General features: G+C 59.3%; 16 protein-coding genes and 3 pseudogenes. 12 read left to right on the forward strand and 7 right to left on the reverse strand.

The genetic code is table 11. The features are described from left to right. Positions 1-39: 39 nt before the first annotated feature. Positions 40-1071 (reverse strand): annotated as a pseudogene (locus ACZ89E_RS29850) (HAMP domain-containing protein); the annotation flags it as partial. A 187-nt stretch (positions 1072-1258) separates the two neighbouring features. Here ACZ89E_RS29850 and ACZ89E_RS29855 point away from each other — a divergent pair. Continuing rightward, the gene (locus ACZ89E_RS29855; protein WP_149657904.1) at positions 1259-2740 is read left to right on the forward strand and encodes a helicase HerA-like domain-containing protein; all 1482 of its coding nucleotides are present in this window, start codon (positions 1259-1261) and stop codon (positions 2738-2740) included. Between the two features lie 105 nt (positions 2741-2845). Here ACZ89E_RS29855 and ACZ89E_RS29860 read toward each other — a convergent pair whose 3' ends face one another. Continuing rightward, positions 2846-3301, reverse strand: coding sequence for a DUF721 domain-containing protein (locus ACZ89E_RS29860; protein WP_054613720.1), 456 nt, complete (start codon positions 3299-3301; stop codon positions 2846-2848). A 307-nt stretch (positions 3302-3608) separates the two neighbouring features. Here ACZ89E_RS29860 and secA point away from each other — a divergent pair. The 4 genes and pseudogenes from secA (at position 3609) to ACZ89E_RS29880 (ending at position 9421) form a co-directional block, all read left to right on the forward strand. Then, positions 3609-6345, forward strand: a pseudogene (secA, locus tag ACZ89E_RS29865) (preprotein translocase subunit SecA). A 121-nt stretch (positions 6346-6466) separates the two neighbouring features. Beyond that, the gene (gene argJ / locus ACZ89E_RS29870) at positions 6467-7684 is read left to right on the forward strand and encodes a bifunctional glutamate N-acetyltransferase/amino-acid acetyltransferase ArgJ (protein WP_476256935.1); all 1218 of its coding nucleotides are present in this window, start codon (positions 6467-6469) and stop codon (positions 7682-7684) included. A gap of 163 nt (positions 7685-7847) precedes the next feature. Further along, a complete protein-coding gene (locus ACZ89E_RS29875) occupies positions 7848-8480 on the forward strand; it encodes a glutathione S-transferase family protein (protein WP_476256936.1) in 633 nt (210 codons plus the stop codon). Further along, a complete protein-coding gene (locus ACZ89E_RS29880) occupies positions 8477-9421 on the forward strand; it encodes a Nudix family hydrolase (protein ID WP_149657900.1) in 945 nt (314 codons plus the stop codon). Before ACZ89E_RS29875 ends, ACZ89E_RS29880 begins: the two co-directional genes overlap by 4 nt. A gap of 37 nt (positions 9422-9458) precedes the next feature. Here ACZ89E_RS29880 and ACZ89E_RS29885 read toward each other — a convergent pair whose 3' ends face one another. The 3 genes from ACZ89E_RS29885 to ACZ89E_RS29895 are packed head-to-tail and all read right to left on the reverse strand — an operon-like array spanning position 9459 to position 13043. After that, positions 9459-10040 (reverse strand): cob(I)yrinic acid a,c-diamide adenosyltransferase, encoded by a 582-nt coding sequence (locus tag ACZ89E_RS29885; RefSeq protein WP_149657899.1) that lies wholly within the window; start codon positions 10038-10040, stop codon positions 9459-9461. 3 nt (positions 10041-10043) lie between these two features. Beyond that, positions 10044-12080 carry a sensor histidine kinase gene (locus ACZ89E_RS29890; protein WP_476256937.1) on the reverse strand — a complete coding sequence of 679 codons (2037 nt, stop codon included), beginning with the start codon at positions 12078-12080 and terminating at the stop codon, positions 10044-10046. A 45-nt stretch (positions 12081-12125) separates the two neighbouring features. Beyond that, on the reverse strand, positions 12126-13043 hold the full coding sequence (locus ACZ89E_RS29895; protein ID WP_476256938.1) for a putative 2-dehydropantoate 2-reductase: 918 nt from the start codon (positions 13041-13043) through the stop codon (positions 12126-12128). A 140-nt stretch (positions 13044-13183) separates the two neighbouring features. On the opposite strand from ACZ89E_RS29895, the gene ACZ89E_RS29900 reads away from it, so the two are divergent. Beyond that, a complete protein-coding gene (locus ACZ89E_RS29900; protein WP_133838103.1) occupies positions 13184-13669 on the forward strand; it encodes a YajQ family cyclic di-GMP-binding protein in 486 nt (161 codons plus the stop codon). 138 nt (positions 13670-13807) lie between these two features. Beyond that, entirely contained in the window at positions 13808-14650 is an 843-nt protein-coding gene (locus ACZ89E_RS29905) for a mechanosensitive ion channel family protein (RefSeq protein ID WP_149657895.1), read from the forward strand. Between the two features lie 240 nt (positions 14651-14890). Here ACZ89E_RS29905 and ACZ89E_RS29910 read toward each other — a convergent pair whose 3' ends face one another. Further along, the gene (locus ACZ89E_RS29910; protein ID WP_476256939.1) at positions 14891-16228 is read right to left on the reverse strand and encodes an OprD family porin; all 1338 of its coding nucleotides are present in this window, start codon (positions 16226-16228) and stop codon (positions 14891-14893) included. Positions 16229-17136: 908 nt separating this feature from the next. Here ACZ89E_RS29910 and ACZ89E_RS29915 point away from each other — a divergent pair. Together ACZ89E_RS29915 and ACZ89E_RS29920 are read left to right on the forward strand one after the other, a co-directional pair. Continuing rightward, positions 17137-17564: pseudogene (locus ACZ89E_RS29915) on the forward strand (HIT domain-containing protein). 3 nt (positions 17565-17567) lie between these two features. Next, positions 17568-17774 carry a SlyX family protein gene (locus ACZ89E_RS29920; RefSeq protein ID WP_149657893.1) on the forward strand — a complete coding sequence of 69 codons (207 nt, stop codon included), beginning with the start codon at positions 17568-17570 and terminating at the stop codon, positions 17772-17774. A gap of 74 nt (positions 17775-17848) precedes the next feature. Here ACZ89E_RS29920 and ACZ89E_RS29925 read toward each other — a convergent pair whose 3' ends face one another. Further along, positions 17849-18451 (reverse strand): cold-shock protein, encoded by a 603-nt coding sequence (locus ACZ89E_RS29925; protein WP_133838099.1) that lies wholly within the window; start codon positions 18449-18451, stop codon positions 17849-17851. Between the two features lie 310 nt (positions 18452-18761). On the opposite strand from ACZ89E_RS29925, the gene ACZ89E_RS29930 reads away from it, so the two are divergent. From ACZ89E_RS29930 to ACZ89E_RS29940, 3 genes are all read left to right on the forward strand, one after another. Next, positions 18762-19232, forward strand: coding sequence for a Dps family protein (locus ACZ89E_RS29930; protein WP_149657892.1), 471 nt, complete (start codon positions 18762-18764; stop codon positions 19230-19232). 266 nt (positions 19233-19498) lie between these two features. After that, positions 19499-19813 carry a ribbon-helix-helix domain-containing protein gene (locus ACZ89E_RS29935; protein WP_149657891.1) on the forward strand — a complete coding sequence of 105 codons (315 nt, stop codon included), beginning with the start codon at positions 19499-19501 and terminating at the stop codon, positions 19811-19813. 152 nt (positions 19814-19965) lie between these two features. Continuing rightward, on the forward strand, positions 19966-20187 hold the full coding sequence (locus ACZ89E_RS29940; RefSeq protein WP_010457489.1) for an FmdB family zinc ribbon protein: 222 nt from the start codon (positions 19966-19968) through the stop codon (positions 20185-20187). Positions 20188-20194: the final 7 nt, after the last annotated feature.

Below are 20194 nucleotides of genomic sequence, written 5' to 3' on the forward strand. Positions count from 1 at the left end.
GGCCGAGGACACTTCGCGGATCGAGGTATGAATTCGCTCCACAAAGCGGTTGAACGCGGTACCGAGGATGCCGAATTCGTCATTGTTCTGGATGGTCAGGCGTTTGGTCAGGTCGCCTTCACCGTCGGCGATGTCTTCCATGGCGCGGGTCATGACGTGCAACGGCTGGATCAGGATTCGGATCAGCATGCCGAGCAGGGCGATGATGATGGCCACGGCGATCACCGTCGCGACCACCGCCGAGGCGCGGAACTCGCTGAGCATGGCGAAGGCTTTGTCCTTGTCCACCGACAGGCCGATGTACCAGTTGACCGATGGCAGGCCTTTGATTGGGGTGAAGGTAACGATGCGGGTCTTGCCGTCAACTTCGACTTCACTGAAATCGCTGCTGATGCGCGGGGTGTTTTTCGGGTAGGCCTCGTTCAGGGATTTCATCACCAGGGCTTTGTCCGGGTGCACGAGGATCTTGCCGTCGGCGCTGACCAGGAAGGCATAACCCATGCCGTCGAAGTCTCGGGCGCTGAGGGTGTCGATCAAGGTTTGCAAACTCAGGTCGCCGCCCACTACGCCCACGCTTTGTCCGGCCTTTTTCGAGGCGGTGGCGATGGAAATGATGGTCTGGCCGGTGGCCGCGTCGATATACGGTTCCGTCAGCGTTGCCGTGCTGCTGCTTTCGGCGCCTTTGTACCAGGGGCGAACCCGAGGGTCGAAGCCGTCAGGCATTTTCACATCCGGGCGAATGCTGAAGTGGCCGGTGGCGTCACCGAGGTAGGACGCCATGAACGTCGACGTCAGGGCTTTCTGCTCAAGCAGGCTGGCCACGGTGGACTGTTCAGGGTTGATTGCGATGTTCTGCGCGAGGTTGTCGATCAGCAGAATGCGACCGGTCAGCCAGGTTTGAATGTTGCTGGCGGTGACCTCGCCCATCTCGTTGAGGTAATTGTCCAGGTCCTCGCGAATCGCGTTGCGTTGCAAATAGTCGTTGTACAGCGTGAATGAGGCGAAGGCGGCAATAACGATCAGGGCGGCGGCAAGCAGTATCTTATGGCTGAAACGCAGATTTTTGTTCATGGCTTGGGGTGTCCGCTAAGGTCTTAATGTCCAGGGCGTGCTTTTATAAAGGCACGCAAATTGGGCGGTGTTGAAAGTAAGCTGATATTCCGTCTCTCCTTAGGGAATTACCGACGCTCTTTTCAGTCTGGTCTCTCGCCTCTTTTTATCGGCCGTGCAGGATCAAAGATTAACCATGGGTGACAAAATGCCTGACTCATCGCAACTCGTTATCGGCGCCGACCTCGCGGGGCAGCCGATCGCCCAGGCCATGCGCCTGGCGAACCGTCACGGTCTGGTCGCGGGCGCGACCGGGACTGGCAAGACCGTCACGTTGCAACGCCTGGCCGAAGCCTTCAGCGATGCCGGTGTGGCGGTGTTCGCCGCGGACATCAAGGGCGACCTGTGTGGCTTGGGCGCCGCCGGCAACCCACAAGGCAAGGTCGCCGAGCGCATCGCCGGGATGCCGTGGCTGAACTACAAGCCTCAGGCGTATCCGGTGACCTTGTGGGACATTCACGGTGAGTCCGGTCATCCCTTGCGCACCACCCTGAGCGAAATGGGCCCGCTGTTGATCGGCGCGTTGCTGGAGCTGACCGACAGTCAGCAGTCGGCGCTGTACGCCGCGTTCAAGGTCGCGGACCGCGAAGGCCTGTTGCTGCTGGACCTCAAGGATTTGAAAGCGCTGCTCAATCACCTGCGGGACAACCCGCAATTGCTCGGCGAAGACGCGGCATTGATGACCACCGGTTCCAGTCAGGCGCTATTGCGGCGGCTGGCGACCCTGGAGCAACAGGGCGCCGAAGCCTTGTTCGGCGAGCCGGCGCTGCAACTCGAAGACATCCTGCAACCGGCGGCCGATGGTCGTGGGCGCATTCATCTGCTCGATGCCAGTCGTCTGGTGCATGAAGCGCCGAAGGTCTACGCGACCTTCCTGCTGTGGCTGCTGGCCGAGCTGTTCGAACAACTGCCGGAGCGCGGCGATGCCGACAAACCGCTGCTGGCGCTGTTTTTCGACGAAGCGCACTTGTTGTTCGCCGACACCCCGAAGGCGTTGCAGGAGCGTCTGGAGCAAGTGGTGCGCCTGATTCGTTCCAAAGGCGTGGGCGTGTATTTCGTCACCCAGTCGCCGGGGGACTTGCCGGACGACGTGCTGGCCCAGCTCGGTTTGAGGGTGCAGCACGGCTTGCGCGCGTTCACCGCCAAAGAACAGAAGTCCCTGCGCGCCGTGGCGGATGGCTTCCGGCCGAACCCGGCGTTTGATGCCTTGTCGGTCTTGACTGAACTGGGGATCGGCGAGGCGCTGGTTGGCACCTTGGCGGACAAGGGCACGCCGGAGATGGTCCAGCGGGTGTTGGTCGCACCGCCGCAGTCGCGGATCGGGCCGTTGACCGACACCGAGCGCACGATGCTGATCGCCGGGTCGCCGTTCAAGGGGCGTTACGACAAGCCGGTTGATCGCGAATCGGCGTATGAAGTGTTGATGGGGCGCAAGGGCCTGGCGCCGGAGGCTGAACCGGGTAAGCCGGCTGCTGAGGAGCCGAGTTTTACCGACAAGGCTGGGGAGTTTCTTGGCACGGCGGCGGGGCAGGCGCTGAAATCGGCGATGCGACAGGCGGCGAACCAGCTGGGCCGACAGTTGGTGCGTGGGTTGATGGGCTCTCTATTGGGCGGCAGCAAACGCCGCTGAATTCCTGGCTGGCCACAATCAATGTAGGAGCGAGGCTTGCCCGCGAAGAGGCCCTTGAGGGCGCCAAAAGCTTCGCGGGCAAGCCTCGCTCCTACAGGATTTTCATCAGTCTTTTGGTTTGGCGTGCGCCGCAAGGCGCTCCAGCGCCGCCCGCAAATTCGGATCGCTGATCCCGTCGGCTGTCGCCTGAATGGTCGCACCCGCATCGCTGGACAAACTGATGGTATGCCCCGCCGCGCCCTGCTGGACGGTCGGCGGCTGAACCTTGAACAGAATCCGCGTCAGGCTGGCGAACTCATCAAACAACTGCAGCTGCCGTTGCAAGCGCTTCTGCTGGTAACGCAGGCGGGTGGCCCAATGACCGTCGGTGACAATCAGCAACAAACTGCCCTCGCGCCACGACGCCACATGGCAGTGCTCGCGCGCAGCGGGTTGCAACTGGCTTTCCACCAGGCGTTGCAGATGACCCAGGCGTTGAGCCTGGCCGAAGATGGCTTTCAGCGGTTTGGCTTCGCGAAGCAGAACGGCGGGTGCTCTGGCCGTGAGAGGGCGAAATGCCATGATCAGACACCTGAAGTAACAGAGCGGCCATGGTAGCAGAAAGCACTCGATGAGCCTGACCCATTGCTTTGCGAGCGCTTTACCCATTAAATCAACAAGTAACTTCTGCCGTGAATGGCTTGAAGTTCAGTAAAAAGCCCTTATTTTAAGTGAGCCCCGTAACAGCGCAGTGCATGCATCGTGGAATAACGCCACTTTCCTCACCATCGTTTCCGGGTAGAATGCTCGTTCGCATGCGGCCATGAGGGCTGCTCGGGCGACTCACGGGGCCGCCCTCCATCCCTTTAGTGTGGAAGATCCTGCCGATATGTTTGCGCCTTTGTTAAAGAAACTTTTTGGAAGCAAGAACGAGCGTGAAGTCAAACGCATGCTCAAGACGGTGCAATTCGTCAATGCCTTCGAAGAGCAAATGGTGGCCCTTTCGGACGATCAGTTGCGTGCCAAGACGGACGAGTTCAAGGCCCGCATCGCCAAAGGGGAAACCCTCGACAAGCTGTTGCCAGAAGCCTTTGCGGTCGCCCGCGAAGCCGGCAAGCGCGTCATGGGCATGCGTCACTTCGACGTCCAGTTGATCGGCGGCATGACCTTGCATGAAGGCCAGATCGCGGAAATGCGTACCGGTGAAGGCAAGACCCTGGTGGCCACACTGGGCGTTTACCTGAACGCGCTGTCCGGCAAAGGCGTGCACGTTGTCACCGTGAACGACTATCTGGCCCGTCGCGACGCCAACTGGATGCGTCCGCTCTACGAATTCCTCGGCCTGACGGTCGGCGTGGTCACGCCGTTCCAGCCGCCGGAAGAGAAACGCCAGGCTTACGCTGCCGACATTACCTACGGCACCAACAACGAATTCGGTTTCGACTACCTGCGCGACAACATGGCGTTCAGCATGGAAGAAAAATTCCAGCGCGAACTCAATTTTGCCGTGATCGACGAAGTCGACTCCATTCCTCATCGACGAAGCCCGTACGCCGCTGATCATTTCCGGTCAGGCCGAAGACAGCTCCAAAATGTATGTCGAGATCAATAAACTGATCCCGCAACTGGAACTGCACGTCGAAGAAGTCGAAGGCGAAGTCACCAAGGCTGGCCACTACACCGTTGACGAGAAGACCCGTCAGGTCGAACTCAACGAAGCCGGTCACCAGTTCATCGAAGACATGCTGACCCGCGTCGGTCTGCTGGCGGAAGGCGAGAGCCTGTATTCCGCGCATAACCTGGGCCTGCTGACCCACGTTTATGCCGGCCTGCGTGCGCACAAGCTGTTCCATCGCAACATCGAATACATCGTGCAGGACGGTCAGGTTGTGCTGGTCGACGAACACACCGGTCGTACCATGCCGGGTCGTCGTTTGTCCGAAGGCCTGCACCAGGCCATCGAAGCCAAGGAAAACCTGAACATCCAGGCCGAAAGCCAGACCCTGGCCTCGACCACGTTCCAGAACTACTTCCGTCTGTACAACAAGCTGTCCGGCATGACCGGTACCGCGGACACCGAAGCGTTCGAATTCCACCAGATCTACGGTCTGTCGGTGATGGTTATCCCGCCGAACAAACCGCTGGCGCGTAAAGACTACAACGACCTGGTGTTCCTCACCGCGGACGAGAAGTACGCGGCCATCGTTGCCGACATCAAGGAATGCATGACCCAGGGCCGTCCGGTGCTGGTGGGTACTGCGACCATTGAAACGTCCGAGCACATGTCCAGCCTGCTGGAGAAGGAAGGCATCGAACACAAGGTTCTGAACGCCAAGTTCCACGAAAAAGAAGCCGAGATCATCGCGCAAGCCGGTCGTCCGGGTGCACTGACCATCGCCACCAACATGGCTGGTCGTGGTACGGACATCCTGTTGGGCGGTAACTGGGAAGTTGAAGTCGCGGCGCTGGAAAACCCGAGCCCCGAGCAGATCGCCCAGATCAAGGCCGACTGGCAGAAGCGTCACCAGCAAGTGCTGGAGTCCGGTGGCCTGCAAGTGATCGCTTCCGAGCGTCACGAATCGCGCCGTATCGACAACCAGTTGCGTGGTCGTGCCGGTCGCCAGGGTGACGCCGGTTCCAGCCGCTTCTACCTGTCGCTGGAAGACAGCCTGATGCGCATCTTCGCCTCTGACCGGGTGAAGAACTTCATGAAGGCCCTGGGCATGCAGTCCGGCGAAGCGATCGAGCACCGCATGGTGACCAACGCCATCGAAAAGGCTCAGCGCAAGGTTGAAGGCCGCAACTTCGATATTCGTAAGCAACTGCTCGAGTTCGATGACGTCAACAACGAACAACGTAAAGTGATCTATCACATGCGTAACAGTTTGTTGGCCGCCGACAACATTGGCGAAACCATCGCCGATTTCCGTCAGGACGTGCTCAACGCCACTGTCAGCGCGCACATTCCACCGCAATCGCTGCCTGAGCAGTGGGACGTGGCCGGTCTGGAAGCTGCCTTGCAGAGCGACTTCGGTGTGGCGCTGCCGATCCAGCAATGGCTCGACGAAGACGATCACCTGTACGAAGAAACCCTGCGCGAGAAGCTCATGACCGAGCTGCTGGCGGCGTACAACGAGAAAGAAGAAGCGGCAAGCGCCGAAGCGCTGCGCAGTTTCGAGAAACAAATCGTCCTGCGCGTACTCGACGACCTGTGGAAAGACCACCTGTCGACCATGGATCACTTGCGTCACGGCATCCACTTGCGTGGTTATGCGCAGAAGAATCCGAAGCAAGAGTACAAGCGCGAGTCGTACACGCTGTTCTCCGAGCTGCTGGATTCGATCAAGCGCGACTCGATCCGTGTGCTGTCCCACGTTCAGGTGCGCCGCGAAGATCCGGAAGTAGAAGAGCAACGCCTGCGTCAGGAAGCCGAGGCACTGGCGGCGCGCCTGCAGTTCCAGCACGACGAAGCACCGGGTCTTGAGCAACCGGAACTGCTCGGTGAAGAGGTCGATGTGGCCCTTGCCGCCGCGCCGGTACGCAACGATCAGAAGCTGGGCCGCAACGAACTGTGCTACTGCGGTTCGGGCAAGAAATTCAAGCATTGCCACGGGCAGATCCAGTAAAACCCGTTTCAATCGCTGAAATACCCGCGCCGCGACCGGCATTAGCCGTCGCGGCGTTTTGCCATTTAAACCACCGATGCTGCGACGCCGGTGCTGACATCATTTATTAAGGAGCGCATTCATGGCTGTTGGTCTTGGTCCTTTGCCAACGTTGCACCCGGTTGCCGGTTTTGAACTCGGTATCGCCTCGGCCGGCATCAAGCGCCCCGGGCGCAAGGATGTCGTGGTCATGCGCTGTGCCGAAGGTTCCACGGTCGCGGGCGTGTTCACCCTGAACGCGTTTTGCGCGGCTCCCGTGATCCTGGCCAAGCAACGCGTGCAAGGCCCGGTGCGTTACCTGCTGACCAACACCGGTAATGCCAATGCTGGCACCGGCGAACCAGGCCTGGCTGCCGCCGCGCGCACCTGCGCGAAACTGGCTGAACTGACCGGTGTCGATGCCAGCCTGGTGCTGCCGTACTCCACCGGTGTCATCGGCGAGCCCCTGCCGGTCGAGAAAATCGAAGGCGCGTTGCAAGCGGCCCTCGACGACCTCTCGGTGAATAATTGGGAAGCCGCCGCCACCGGCATCATGACCACCGACACCTTGCCCAAAGGTGCGAGCCGCCAGTTCCAGCATGACGGCGTGACCATCACCGTCACCGGCATCAGCAAAGGCGCGGGCATGATTCGCCCGAACATGGCAACCATGCTTGGCTACATCGCCACCGACGCCAAAGTTGCCCGTGACGTGCTGCAAAACCTGCTGCTGGACGGCGCCAACAAGTCGTTCAACCGCATCACCATTGACGGCGACACCTCGACCAACGATTGCTGCATGCTGATTGCTACCGGTCAGGCTTCGCTGCCGGAAATCACGTCCGCCAGTGGCGAATTGTTCGCCAAGCTGAAACAGGCTGTGTTCGAAGTGTGCATGGACGTGGCCCAGGCCATCGTCCGTGACGGCGAAGGCGCGACCAAGTTCGTCACCGTTGAAGTCAACGGCGGCGACAATCATCAGGAATGCCTGGACGTCGGCTACACCGTGGCCCACTCGCCGCTGATCAAGACCGCGCTGTTCGCCTCGGACCCGAACTGGGGCCGCATCCTCGCCGCCGTTGGCCGTGCCGGCGTGCCGAACCTGGACGTGAGCAAGATCGACGTGTTCCTCGGTGACGTGTGCATCGCCAGCCGTGGCGCCCGCGCCGAGACCTACACCGAAGCCCAAGGCTCGGCGGTGATGGCGCAGGAAGAAATCACCATCCGTATCGAACTGGGTCGCGGCGATTGCAGCGAAACCATCTGGACCACCGACCTGTCCCACGAATACGTGAAGATCAACGCCGAATATCGTACGTAAGACCGAGTCGGCCCCTTCGCGGGCAAGCCTTGCTCCTACAGGATTGATGTTATTCACGGATGTGTGAACGCCACAACACTGTAGGAGCAAGGCTTGCCCGCGAAGACGGCCGACCAGACGCTAGAGATTCTGGCCTGTACCCCTTCACCAAAAGGTCCCGAACATGAGCCTCCACTTGATCATCGGCGACAAGCTGCTTTCCTCCTGGTCCCTGCGCGGTGCCCTGGCCCTCGACCTGACCGGCGCGCCCTACACCGAAGAGCTGATCAAACTCGGCCAGCCCGACACCCGAGAACGCCTGCTCAAGCATTCGCCCACCGGCAAAGTCCCGTTGCTGAAGACCGAGCACGGTGTCATCGCCGACTCGTTGGCGATAGCCGAATACCTGGCCGAGCAGTTTCCCGACGCCCAGCTCTGGCCCAAAGACACCGCCGCTCGCGCCCAGGCGCGTTCGGCCTGCGCGCAGATGCACAGCGGCTTTGTCGCGATGCGCAGCAACATGCCCTTCGACCTGAGCCGCGACGAAGCACTGCCCTCGACACCACCTGAGGTTCAGGCGGACATAGAGCGCATGCTGGCGCTGTGGGCAGAATGCCGCGCGGTCGCGACCGAAACCGGCCCGTTCCTGTTCGGCGCTGCAACGCTGGCCGATGCGTTCTTCGCGCCGATTGCCGTGCGTCTGCGCACTTACCGGGTGAAGTTGCCGGCGGCCGATGAGGCTTACGTTGAAACAATTTACCAATGGCCGTTTTTCAAGGCCTGGCAGAAGGCTGGTCTGGAGGAGGTAGCACAGTGAAACGAGTACACGTCGCCGCCGCGGTTATCCGTGACAACGCAGGCAGGATTCTGATTGCCCGTCGTGCCGATACCCAGCATCAGGGTGGCCTGTGGGAGTTTCCCGGTGGCAAGGTCGAGGCTGACGAGTCGGTCGAGACGGCCCTGGCCCGCGAACTTCATGAAGAGTTGGGGATTGTCGTCGGTGCTGCGCGCCCGCTCATCAAGGTTCGCCACGACTACCCGGACAAGCAAGTGTTGCTGGATGTCTGGGAAGTCTCGGCATTTACCGGCGAACCCCACGGTGCCGAAGGCCAGCCGCTGGAATGGGTCGCGCCCCGGGATCTGCTGAACTATGAGTTCCCGGCGGCCAACCAGCCAATTGTCGCGGCCGCACGGCTGCCGGCGGAGTACCTGATTACCCCGGAAGATCTGGAAACCCCGGCCCTGCTGCGTGGTATCCAGAAAGCCATTGCCGGTGGCATCAAGTTGATTGTGTTGCGCGCACCCAACGGTTACGACCCGAAATACCGCGACCTGGCGGTGGACGCGGCGGGGCTGTGTGCCGGCAAGGCGCAGTTGATGATCAAGGGCCCGTTCGAATGGCTGGGTGACTTCCCGTCCGCCGGTTGGCACATCACCGCCGCGCAACTGCGCAAGTATGCGGAGAAGGGCCGGCCGCTGCCGGCATCGCGCTGGTTGGCGGCGTCCTGCCATAACGCGGAAGAATTGGCGTTGGCCGAGCAGATGGACGTGGACTTCGTCACCCTGTCGCCAGTGCAGCTGACCCAGACCCACCCGGATGGCCAGCCGTTGGGTTGGGAACAGGCCGCGGCCCTGATCGAAGGCTTCAGCAAACCGGTGTTCTTGTTGGGTGGCGTTGGCCCGTCGGATCGGCAGAAGGCTTGGGAAGCCGGGGCGCAGGGTGTGGCGGGGATTCGGGCGTTTTGGCCTGAGGCGTAACACCTGATCATTCCCACGCTCGGCGTGGGAATGATCATTACGCCTGAGGCTTCGCCGCCGCCTGCCACAAAATCTCGGCAATCCCCTGACGCTTGGCAATCACTCGCGCCACCACAAACAACAAATCCGACAACCGATTGATGTACGCCAGGCCCACCCCGGCCAACGGCTCAACCGCGTTCAAATGCTGACACCGGCGCTCCGCACTGCGGGCCAGGCTGCGGCACACATGGGCCTGGGCAATCAACGCCGAACCGCCCGGCAGAATGAAATTCTCCAGCGGCCCCAACTCTTCATTCCACACATCGATGGCCGCTTCCAGCCGTTCGATTTCCGCTTCATTCAAGGCCTGATACACCGGCATCGCCAGTTCACCGCCGAGGTCGAACAGTCGATGCTGACACGGGGCCAACACGTCGATCACCTCCTTCAAGCCTGGATAAGTCGCGCTTTCTGCCGCCAATCCGGCGAGTAACACACCGACCTGACTGTTCAGCGTATCGACTTCGCCAATGGCCTCGATCCGCGGGTGATCCTTGGGCACGCGGCGGCCATCGCCCAGGCCGGTTTCGCCTTTGTCGCCGGTGCGGGTGTAAATCTTCGACAAGCGAAAGCCCATGGGTTACCTCGGTAGCTGATTGAGTTCTTGGGAGACGAGCGGGGTGCCCGCCAACGGCAGGCGCAAGGTGAAGCAGGTGCCTTGGCCGAGGGTCGATTGCACTTCCATCTGGCCCTTGTGGTTGTTGGTGATGATGAAATACGACACCGACAGCCCTAGGCCAGTGCCCTGGCCGATTTCCTTGGTGGTGAAGAACGGCTCGAAGGTGCGTTTGCGCACGTTCTCGCTCATGCCGATGCCGTTGTCTTCGACCTGGATTTCCGCCCACGGCGGGTTGAGTTTGGTACGCAGGATGATCCGCCCTGGTTCGCGGTCGTCTTCCCGTTGGTGAATCGCCTGGGCGGCGTTTTTCAGCAAATTGAGCAGCACCTGCTCCAGCTCGTTGGCCGTGCCCGGCACCGGGCCCAGCGCCGGGTCGAACTGACGAATGATCGCCTGGCCCTTGAAGTCGAAGCCGATGGCCAGGTCGAAGTCATTGCCGGCAATTTCCACCGCTTGATCGATCAGCGCCGGCAGGTCGCACGGGGCCATTTGCCGGGTGCTGCGCCGGCTGAAGCTGAGCATGTGCGTGACGATCTTCGCCGCCCGTGCCCCGGCCTGCTGGATGCCATCGAGCAACTGCGGGACTTCCCGCGCTTGCAGGTATTGATTGACCGTTTCCAGCTCGATGCCGACGTGTTCGGCCTGTTCGAGGTTCTTCGGCAGGTCCGGGGACAGCCGTCGGCGGATGTTTTGCACGTTGTGCAGGATCGCCCCCAGCGGGTTGTTGATTTCGTGGGCCATACCGGCAGCGAGGCCGCCCACCGAGAGCATTTTTTCCGACTGCACCATCATTTCTTCCAGGGACAGGCGCTGGGTGATGTCGTCGATACGGATCACCACCCCACGCCCGGCGCCGCCCATGAGCGGGTAGAACGTCAGGGCGTAGTGTTTGGCTTCATCGTCCTTGACCCAGGTCACCCGTTCGATCTTGGCCACAGTGTGCTGCTCGACGGTTTGCTTGAGTTGCGGCAGGAATGGCTTGAGCGGTTCGAAGGCGAGGAAGATCGGCTGGTTCAGCGCTTCATCCAGGCGCGTGCCGGACAGGGCACTGGCCTCCTGATTCCACTGAGTGACGTAGAGCTGCTCATCGAGGGCGATCAACGCCGACGGCATGGAGTCGATGATGCTGTTGAGGTAGTTCTGGAAACCGGTGAGTTTCTTTTCGATCTTGCTCCGCACCTGGACTTCCAGTTCCAGCTTGCGGTTGGTGTGACGGGTTTCTTCCGCCAGCCCCTGGGCCTGATCGTAAGCGGCCTGGGAATCGTCCCGGGCGCGCTTGAGTTGCTGCTCCCGGGCTTCAATGCGCGAAAGCATGGTGTTGAACGCCTCGGCCAGGCTGCCGATTTCATCGTGGTTGCCGCGAGAGGCGCGCAGGGCGTAGTTCTCTTCACGGGTCACTTGTCGGGACAGTTCTTCGAGCTGATGGATCGGTCGGGTGATCAGGCGTTTGATCTGCCGGGCGATCACCAGCCACAGCAGCACACTGAAGATCAGGATCCCCAAGCTCGCGGTCAGGGTGCCGGTATAGAACGCCACCGGCAGTTCGCTGCTCGCCACCAGCAGCAGATGACCCGGCTCGGTGCCGGGGCGGGGCAGGGTGATGATTTGATTGCTGCGAAATTCCGTGGCTTGCCAGGCTTCGATATGCCGGTAGCGCTCCGGCAGCTTGAGCTTTTCGCCGTGCTGCAACTGCGCCAGGCGCACGCCGTCACCGTCATACAGCGCTGCCGCGCGCAACGGTGAGTAGCTATTGAGTTCATTGAGCAGGCGTTCGGCGCTTTGCGGCGACTTCAACGCCTCGGCCACCAGGCTCGGGTTGGACACCAGTCGGCCGATGGTCTGCAGGGCTTGGGGCGCCATGCTTTCCTGGGAAATGTAGTACGCGGCGCTGATGAACGTCAGGTTGGCGACCAGCAGGACAGTGATCAACAGCACCAGCAGGGCGGCCAGCAGTTTCTGGCCGACGGGAAGGTTTTCGAGGCGCTGGCGCAGTGGCATCAGGTTTATCGCTGCAAAGGAACAAGTGGCCAGCGTAGCCGCTGCTCAGTCGCTGGGCAATCCAAGGCTGTGCAGATGAGCGATCAGCCGTTGCTGCAATTGATGCAGATGGGGCAGGTGCAGCTGGTGTCGCGCCGCGACTTTGCAGACATGGCCCAATAGATAGCTGATTTCGGTGCGGCGTTGATTGGCAACATCCTGGTACATCGAGGAATAATTGGCGGCGGTGGCGTGGATCACTCGCTCCACTTCCTGCTGAAGATCCTCAGCGGCGGCCGGCTGGCCACATTGTTCCAGCAGCTCGGTGAGTTCGGCGCAGAGCGTGGCCACCTCGCAATGGTGCTGCTGCAAACCGCCGTTGCGACAATCGTGCAGCACGGTCAGGGGATTGATTGCGCAGTTGAGTGCGAGTTTTCGCCATAGGCGGGTGAGGATGTCGGTGCTCCACTCATGGGGAATCCCGGCGGCCGTCAGGTCGTCCAGCCAGATCGGCGCCACCGGGTGGCCGGCATCCCCGAGCCAGGTGTAACCGTGACCCGCGAACACCACGCGCCAGTCGCCATCGCGAAACGCACCTTCGGTGCTCGACGCGCTGATGCAACGAGCCTGGGGCACCTTGGCCGCGACCGCATCCTGACTGCCGAGGCCATTCTGCAAAAGAATCAGCTCGGCGCCCGGGGCCAGGCGCGACGCCAGTCGGGCCACGGCGTTCTCGGCGTCGTAGGCCTTGCAAGCCACCAGCAGGCGATTGATCGGCTCTTCGTTGTCAGGTGTTTCACCGGGCACCGCATAGATTTTTGCCTCGCCGTGCTCCACCAGGGTCAGGCCGCCGGCGCACTGGTACGCCTGCAGGCGTTGCTCATCGCGCACAATCAACCGCACCGGAACGCCGGCCCGCGCCAGACGGGTGGCCCACAAGGTGCCGAGACTGCCGGCGCCCAGAACATGCCAGGTGGTGGACATCAGTTTTTTGCTCGGTTTGAGGCAGGCATGTGCGGCTCGCAGTATCGGTTGGAAAAGACCCGTTATAATGAGCCCGATTTTAACCGCAAGCCAAGCGCGCTCCATCATGATCGAGCGCGCCTTTTTATTGGAGAAACTACATGCCGTCGTTCGACGTGGTATCCGAACTGGACAAACACGAAGTCACCAACGCGGTCGAGAACGCCGTCAAGGAACTCGATCGCCGTTATGACCTGAAAGGCAAGGGCAGCTTTGAGTTCAAGGAAAAGGACCTGGCCGTCAACCTGACCGCTGAAGCCGACTTCCAGCTCGAAGCGATGATCGAAATCCTCAAGCTGTCCCTGGTCAAGCGCAAAATCGACGTGCAGTGCCTTGAAGTCAAAGACGCTTATGCGTCGGGCAAGCTGATGAAGCAGGAAGCCGTGCTCAAGGAAGGCATCGACAAAGAGCTGGCGAAGAAAATCGTTGCTCACGTCAAGGACGCCAAACTCAAGGTCCAGGCCTCGATTCAGGGCGAGCAGGTGCGAATCACCGGCAAGAAGCGCGACGATTTGCAGGAAGCCATTGCGGCCCTGCGCGCCAAGACGTTCGACATGCCGCTGCAGTTCAACAACTTCCGCGACTGACCTTCAAGGCGGGAACCTCCTGGCGTTTTCGGCGTCCGAGGCCCCAGCAATGGCAGAAACGATCAAATCCCGGTGGGGTTGGTCTTTTCTGCCGCTTACTTTTCGCGTGCCGGATGGCCGGAAATCAGGAGAAAGTAGATGGATTTGAATAGCGAAGTGGACAATCTGGTCAAGGCATCGCAAGCCTGGATTCCGATGATCATGGAATACGGCAGCCGCGTCTTGCTGGCGGTGATTACCCTGGCCATCGGCTGGTGGCTGATCAACAAGGTCACGAACAAGCTCGGCGGTTTGCTGGCCCTGCGTAACGCCGACCTGGCGCTGCAAGGTTTTATCAGCAGCCTGGCCAACATCATTCTCAAGGTACTGCTGATTGTCAGCGTCGCGTCGATGATCGGTGTGGAAACCACTTCGTTTGTCGCGGCCATCGGTGCGGCCGGCCTGGCCATCGGCCTGGCATTGCAGGGCAGCCTGGCGAACTTCGCCGGCGGCGTGCTGATTCTGCTGTTCCGTCCATTCCGCATTGGTGACTGGATCGAAGCACAGGGTGTGGCCGGTACGGTCGACAGCATCCAGATCTTCCACACCGTGCTGCGCACCGGTGACAACAAAACCATCATCGTCCCGAACGGCAACCTGTCGAACGGCATCATCACCAACACGAATCGTCAGCCGACCCGTAAAGTCGTGTTCGATGTAGGCGTGGACTACGAAGCGGACTTGCAGAAGGCCCGTGAAGTGTTGCTGGAACTGGCCAAGGATGAACGCGTCATGGCCGAGCCGGCGCCTCAGGCGGTGATTTCGACCCTGGGTGACAGTTCGATCACTGTGTCCCTGCGGGTGTGGGTCAAGACCGCCGATTACTGGGATGTGATGTTCATGTTCAATGAGCAATCCCGTGATCGTTTGAAAGCGGCCGGTATCGATATCCCGTTTCCGCAACGGGTTATTCGCGTGGTTCAGGAAGCAACACCACAGTAACGGAGTTTTTTAACTTGGCTGTTCGGTCAAGTTAAAGCCGTCAACCCAAGAGTCGATAAGGCTCTTGGGTTTTTTTATGGCTATCGTTTAGAAAAGATAGCTTCCTAATGTTATTGGTTGGAGTTAATTAGCTTGCTTGCGAAGTTACAGCGCAACAGACATAAAAAAACCGCCCACCTGAAACAGGTGAGCGGTTTTTGTTAGAGCAGAGCTCTACAGTACGACCGGTTTACATCCTGATTACAGGATGGTCAGCGGGTACTCAACGATTACACGAGTGTCGTAGTTGTCACCCGCATAACCACTGTACGCGCCGTTCGAGCGGTAGTTGGCGAAACGCACGCGGAAAGACAGGTCTTTTGCTGGACCTTCTTGCAGAACGTACTTGGACTCCAGGTTCCACTCGTTTTCCTTGCCTTCACCCAGACCGTTGGTCTTGATGTTGTCACCCATTACGTAACGGGTCATGAAGCTCAGGCCTGGAACGCCGTAGGTTTTCATGTTCAGGTCGTAGCGAGCCTGCCAGGAGCGCTCTTCGCGGCCCACGAAGTCGGAGATCTGAATGGAGTTGGCTACGAAGATGGTGCTGTTACCGTCAACGCCGTAGTAGTAAGCGTTGTCGCCGCTGGAGCGCTGGTGAGCAACGGTGAACTTGTGAGCACCGATGCTGTAGGCAGCTGCCAGGGACCACAGTTTGTTGTCCACGCCGGCGGTGCCGTCGCCGATTGCGTCAACCAGGTCGCCGCGCTTCTCGCCTTCGGTTTTATAGCCGTTGAAGTCGAAGTTCAGGGACTGATCTTCGTTGATCGGCAGGGTGTAGTTCAGGTTGATGTACTGCTTCTTGAAGTAGTCATCTGCGTCGGAAGCAGCCACTGCACCGGTGAAGTTGTCGGTGAACGCGTAGCTGGCGCCGAAGATGTTGATGTTGGTCAGGCCTTTGCCGCCAAAACCATTTTCATCAGGCAGGCCGCCGATGCTGTCCCGACCCATGCCGGTTTGCTTGCTCAGGGAAGTGAAGCGACCTGCGCTCAGTTCCAGGCCCTTGATCTCTTTGGAAGTGATCAGGGTACCGGTCGCGACTTCTGGCAGCAGACGGCTGTCATCGGTAGCGAATACTGGGCTGGCAACGAATTGCTGACCGTATTTCAGAGTGGTGTCGGAGAGGCGGAATTTAACTGCGCCGCCGATCTTGGACTGGGTTTTTTCCGGGTTGCCGTCGCTGTCGTTAGCGAACAGACCGTTACCGCGACGGCCCGAACCGCCGTCCAGCTTGGCCGAGCCCATTGCCATGGCATCGGCGCCCACACCGATGGTGCCTTTAGTGAAGCCGGACTCGTAGGTCACCAGTTCGCTGATACCGGTGTCCTGGCGATAGCCGCTTTTAAAGGTGCCATCACCGTTGGAGATGTTACCGCCGCCGTTCTTGAAGTCGCGGTTCATGTACTCCATACGGGTTTTGGCTTTCAGACTTTGGTCTTCGAAAAAGCCCTTGGACTCGTCCTGGGAGGACGCGATTGCGAACTGCGAGGTGCCTGCTGAAACAGCCAGTGCGATCATGCTCCACTTCATCACGCGCATCGTGATTTGCTCCTTTGGTTTTTAGAAGAGTACTGCCGTCCCACCTGTTTTATTATCTGGGCGGCTCTTTCTTTTTGTGTCGGCGCAAACTTATATCACGCCGACAATATTGGCGATACTTGCGCATCTAACCTTTCAGCTTCTTTACGACACTGTCGCAAACAGCTTGATAGATGTCGCAAATTTACAACCTCGATGCAAGCGGATTAACAACTTAGGCGCTGTTTTCCAAAGCTTTAGCGTCGATAAAAAGAGTCCCTGGTGAAACGTTTGAATCTCCATTGGGCAACCCTGCCGCTGTTTTTATTGGCCTCAAGGCTCCCACTTCCAGCAGGGCACTTGTAGACGATATGGGTGTGAATGCAACAAGCGTGCTCAAACCTGAATTCTGTTGCCGTTTTTTTCTATCGGCACGCTCGTTCCTGTAAAAACCTCATAAAACCGGGGGTTTCAAGCGCGTTTTGTTTGCGCTTGACGCCATCCTTTCCAGTGTGTTGCACGCTGATGACAATTGCGCGACCACAAAAAACGTTACCGGTTCACCCCGTGAGTGAGTAATTGGCGGATCCCCGACGGACTCAGCGTAGACGCGATGTGCGGTTTTGGTGCAAAAAATTTTATTCGCTGTGCTGTATTCATACAGCGTGGCCAGTGGCAGGGCGCGAACGGAGGAGTGTTTGTCGGTCATTTCGGCGGTTTTCGCTGCGGCATCGGTGCTGTAATGGTGCGCGCCGGACAAAAATGTCTCATCTCGGGGCGCGGGACCGCATGGCTGAGTTGACCCTGCGGGCCGGGTTCGTCGTGAAGCCCGGGGCATTCGCAGGTATGCTGCGGTTCTGTCGCTTGGCGCGCAGCCTCCGGTGGGCGGCGCTAAGCTGAAAATGATGAAACAGGCGGGAGTGCGCACAGTGTTCGCTTTAGATCCACGACTTCAACAAGACACCTTACCCATCGGCGATTTCCCTCTCTGCCGGTTGCTCTTGTCCAACGATTCGAACTACCCCTGGTTCATCCTGGTACCGCGCGCCGCGAAGATATCAGCGAGTTGTTTCAGTTAGATGTCGCCGATCAGCAGCAGCTCTGGCAGGAAACCACCGCCCTGGCAGAAATGCTCAAGGACTCGTTCGACGCCGACAAGTTGAATGTTGCGGCGCTGGGTAACGTTGTCAGTCAGTTGCATATGCATGTGATTGTGCGCAAACGCGAGGATGCCGCCTGGCCCGCCCCGGTCTGGGGCAAGCACCCGGCCAAGCCCTACAGCGCCGAGCAGGTCGCGGTGATCCGCGAACGGCTGCGCCTGGTCTTGACCGATCACTTCACGTTTCTGGAGGGTTGAGCCATGGGCCTGGAAGAACGCGTCAACGATCTGGAAAGCCAACTGGCGTTCCAGGACGACACCATTCAGTCATTGAACGATATTCTCGTGACGCAACAGCGGGTGGTCGAACGCCTGCAACTGCAAATGGCCGCGCTGCTGCGGCGCCAGGAAGAAATGGCTGGCCAGTTCGAGTCCTCCGAAGAAGAGGCGCCACCGCCGCATTATTAAGTAGAGCGGCTAAACGCCGGGCAATAAAAAACCGCGAACAGCCAGGCTGTTCGCGGTTTTTTTATCGCTCGGAATCAGCGACGGGGCAGTGCGGCAATCACGTCTTCGGCTTGCAGGCCTTTATCGCGATTCATCACGGAGAACTCCACGCGCTGGCCTTCGACCAGAACGCGGTGGCCTTCGCCACGAATGGCCCGGAAGTGCACGAAAATATCATCGCCGGAATCCCGGGAGATAAAGCCGAAGCCTTTGGACGTGTTGAACCACTTGACGGTGCCGGTATCGCGGTTGCTCATGTCATAGCTTGGCGAGGCGGCGGCCGGTGACGATTTGTAGAAGCTGATGGCCAGGTGCAGGAGCACGGCGACCAGGGTAACAACGAGACTGAACAGAACCGCGGGTTGACCGGCAATCACCGGCATCGGCGCGATCAGCGTCAGGGTTTGCAGCACGACAGCCAGGACCAGCAGGGCGCTGACCAGGTTTTGCAGTTGGTGACGAGGACCTTTGTTCCAGTAAGGGATAACCGGAGCGAGGGTCAGGTTGAGCAGGCCGAAAAAGGCCAGGTACAGCGCATCGGGTTGTTGCAGGTAAGGTACCGCTTCGGATCGCAGGCTAGGGATGAAGGACAGCAGCAAAGCAGCTGCGCCCATTAGCAGGTGGACGATTTTCAACATTTTGATTGACTCACGTTAAGACGGATCACAAGGAAGAGCTGATTGAGCACGGTCCGCTTCAGAACAATAAGAGGCGGTGGACACGTACCCGCTACCAGCCTATGCGCCGCACCCGGAAAAATAGGGGAGTGGCGACACGCTGCCTATTTAACAGCAAAGCCTGCGGCTACTCAAATCAGGCAGGCCAGCGGTGCCCCCGTGGGCGATTTGTCGCAGCTCGGCTGGCCATCCGGGACTGCAGGGTGTGGACAGCCTTGCTACAGTGGTCCTGCACTTGTCGGATGAATTTCATCACCTTTAGGGGATAAGCATGGCAATTGATATCGGTATCAGTGAAGAGGATCGCAAGTCCATCGTCGACGGGCTGTCGCGTCTGTTGTCGGACACTTATGTGCTTTATTTGAAAACCCATAACTTCCACTGGAACGTCACGGGGCCGATGTTTCGCACCCTGCACTTGATGTTCGAGGAGCAATACAACGAATTGGCCCTGGCGGTCGATTTGATCGCCGAGCGCATTCGTGCGTTGGGTTTCCCGGCACCCGGTGCCTATTCGGTGTATGCACGTCTTTCTTCTATTAAAGAAGAAGAGGGTGTGCCGAGTGCCGAAGACATGATCAGGCAATTGGTCGACGGCCAGGAAGCCGTGACCCGCACGGCCCGCGGGATCTTCCCGTTGCTGGACAAGGTCAGCGATGAACCCACCGCGGATTTGCTGACCCAGCGCATGCAGGTTCACGAAAAAACCGCGTGGATGTTGCGCTCATTGCTCGATCAGTAACCGCGAGGTGCGCGGATGGCGCCGGGGAGCGTTGTTCGTGCACGGCTTTTTCTCTCAGCCAAATACCCTTTCAGCCAAAGAAAATACCCCGGGCTTTGTAGGAAACAGTCCAGCCTAGGACCGTGTCCATGATCCTCTCCCAGCTGTTGGCTTATCCTACGTGGATGGTCAAAAAGTCATCTGGATATAACTTTGCGCCTGCGTTTTGATAAGGGCACAGGAGGTTGCTCTTATCGAAACCAGGATGGCAAAGGAGTGTCAGCGGTATGGTTTATGGAGGAAGTCGAAGCGAGTGGAGGCCCGGTGCGCAACCGGCTATAAAGGTTGATCCGTTCGTCAGGGAATTCGATATGGGGCTGGCCAGGCCGTTATCCCGATCGGTGCGCTTGAACGGTTTTGCGACTTGCCTGCGGCTGGAGCAGGTCTATTGGGAAATTCTGGGCGAGATGGCCACGCTCAATGGTTGCTCCGTCAGTGCACTGTTGTCCCACGTGGATCGCGAGGTGCATTTGCGTCATGGCGGGGTGAAGAATTTCACCGGGCTGGTGCGCGTTGTCTGCGTTGTACACAGCTTGAAGTAACGCACGTTCCTCCCGTGGCTCACGCCGCAGCGGGTGGTATGTCGGCCTGTGCAGTCTTACGGCTGCACAGGCTGCATTTAATGGATATAATCCCGCTCTTTGCCGCAAAACCCAGTGTAAGCGGTAGCAATCTGATCGCCGAGACAACCCCCATGCCGATGTACGACTATCAATGTGCTTCCTGTGGTCATCAGTTGGAAGCCATTCAAAAGATCAGCGCAGCACCGCTGGTCGACTGCCCTGCGTGCCAGGCGCCAGAGCTCAAGAAGATGCTGTCCATGCCGGGTTTCCGCCTCAGTGGCACCGGCTGGTATGAAACCGACTTCAAGACCGGTTCCAAGAAGAATCTGGCCGGCGGCGACAAAGCTGACTAGGGTCTTG

It is taken from the genome of Pseudomonas sp. TE3899, assembly GCF_056279105.1.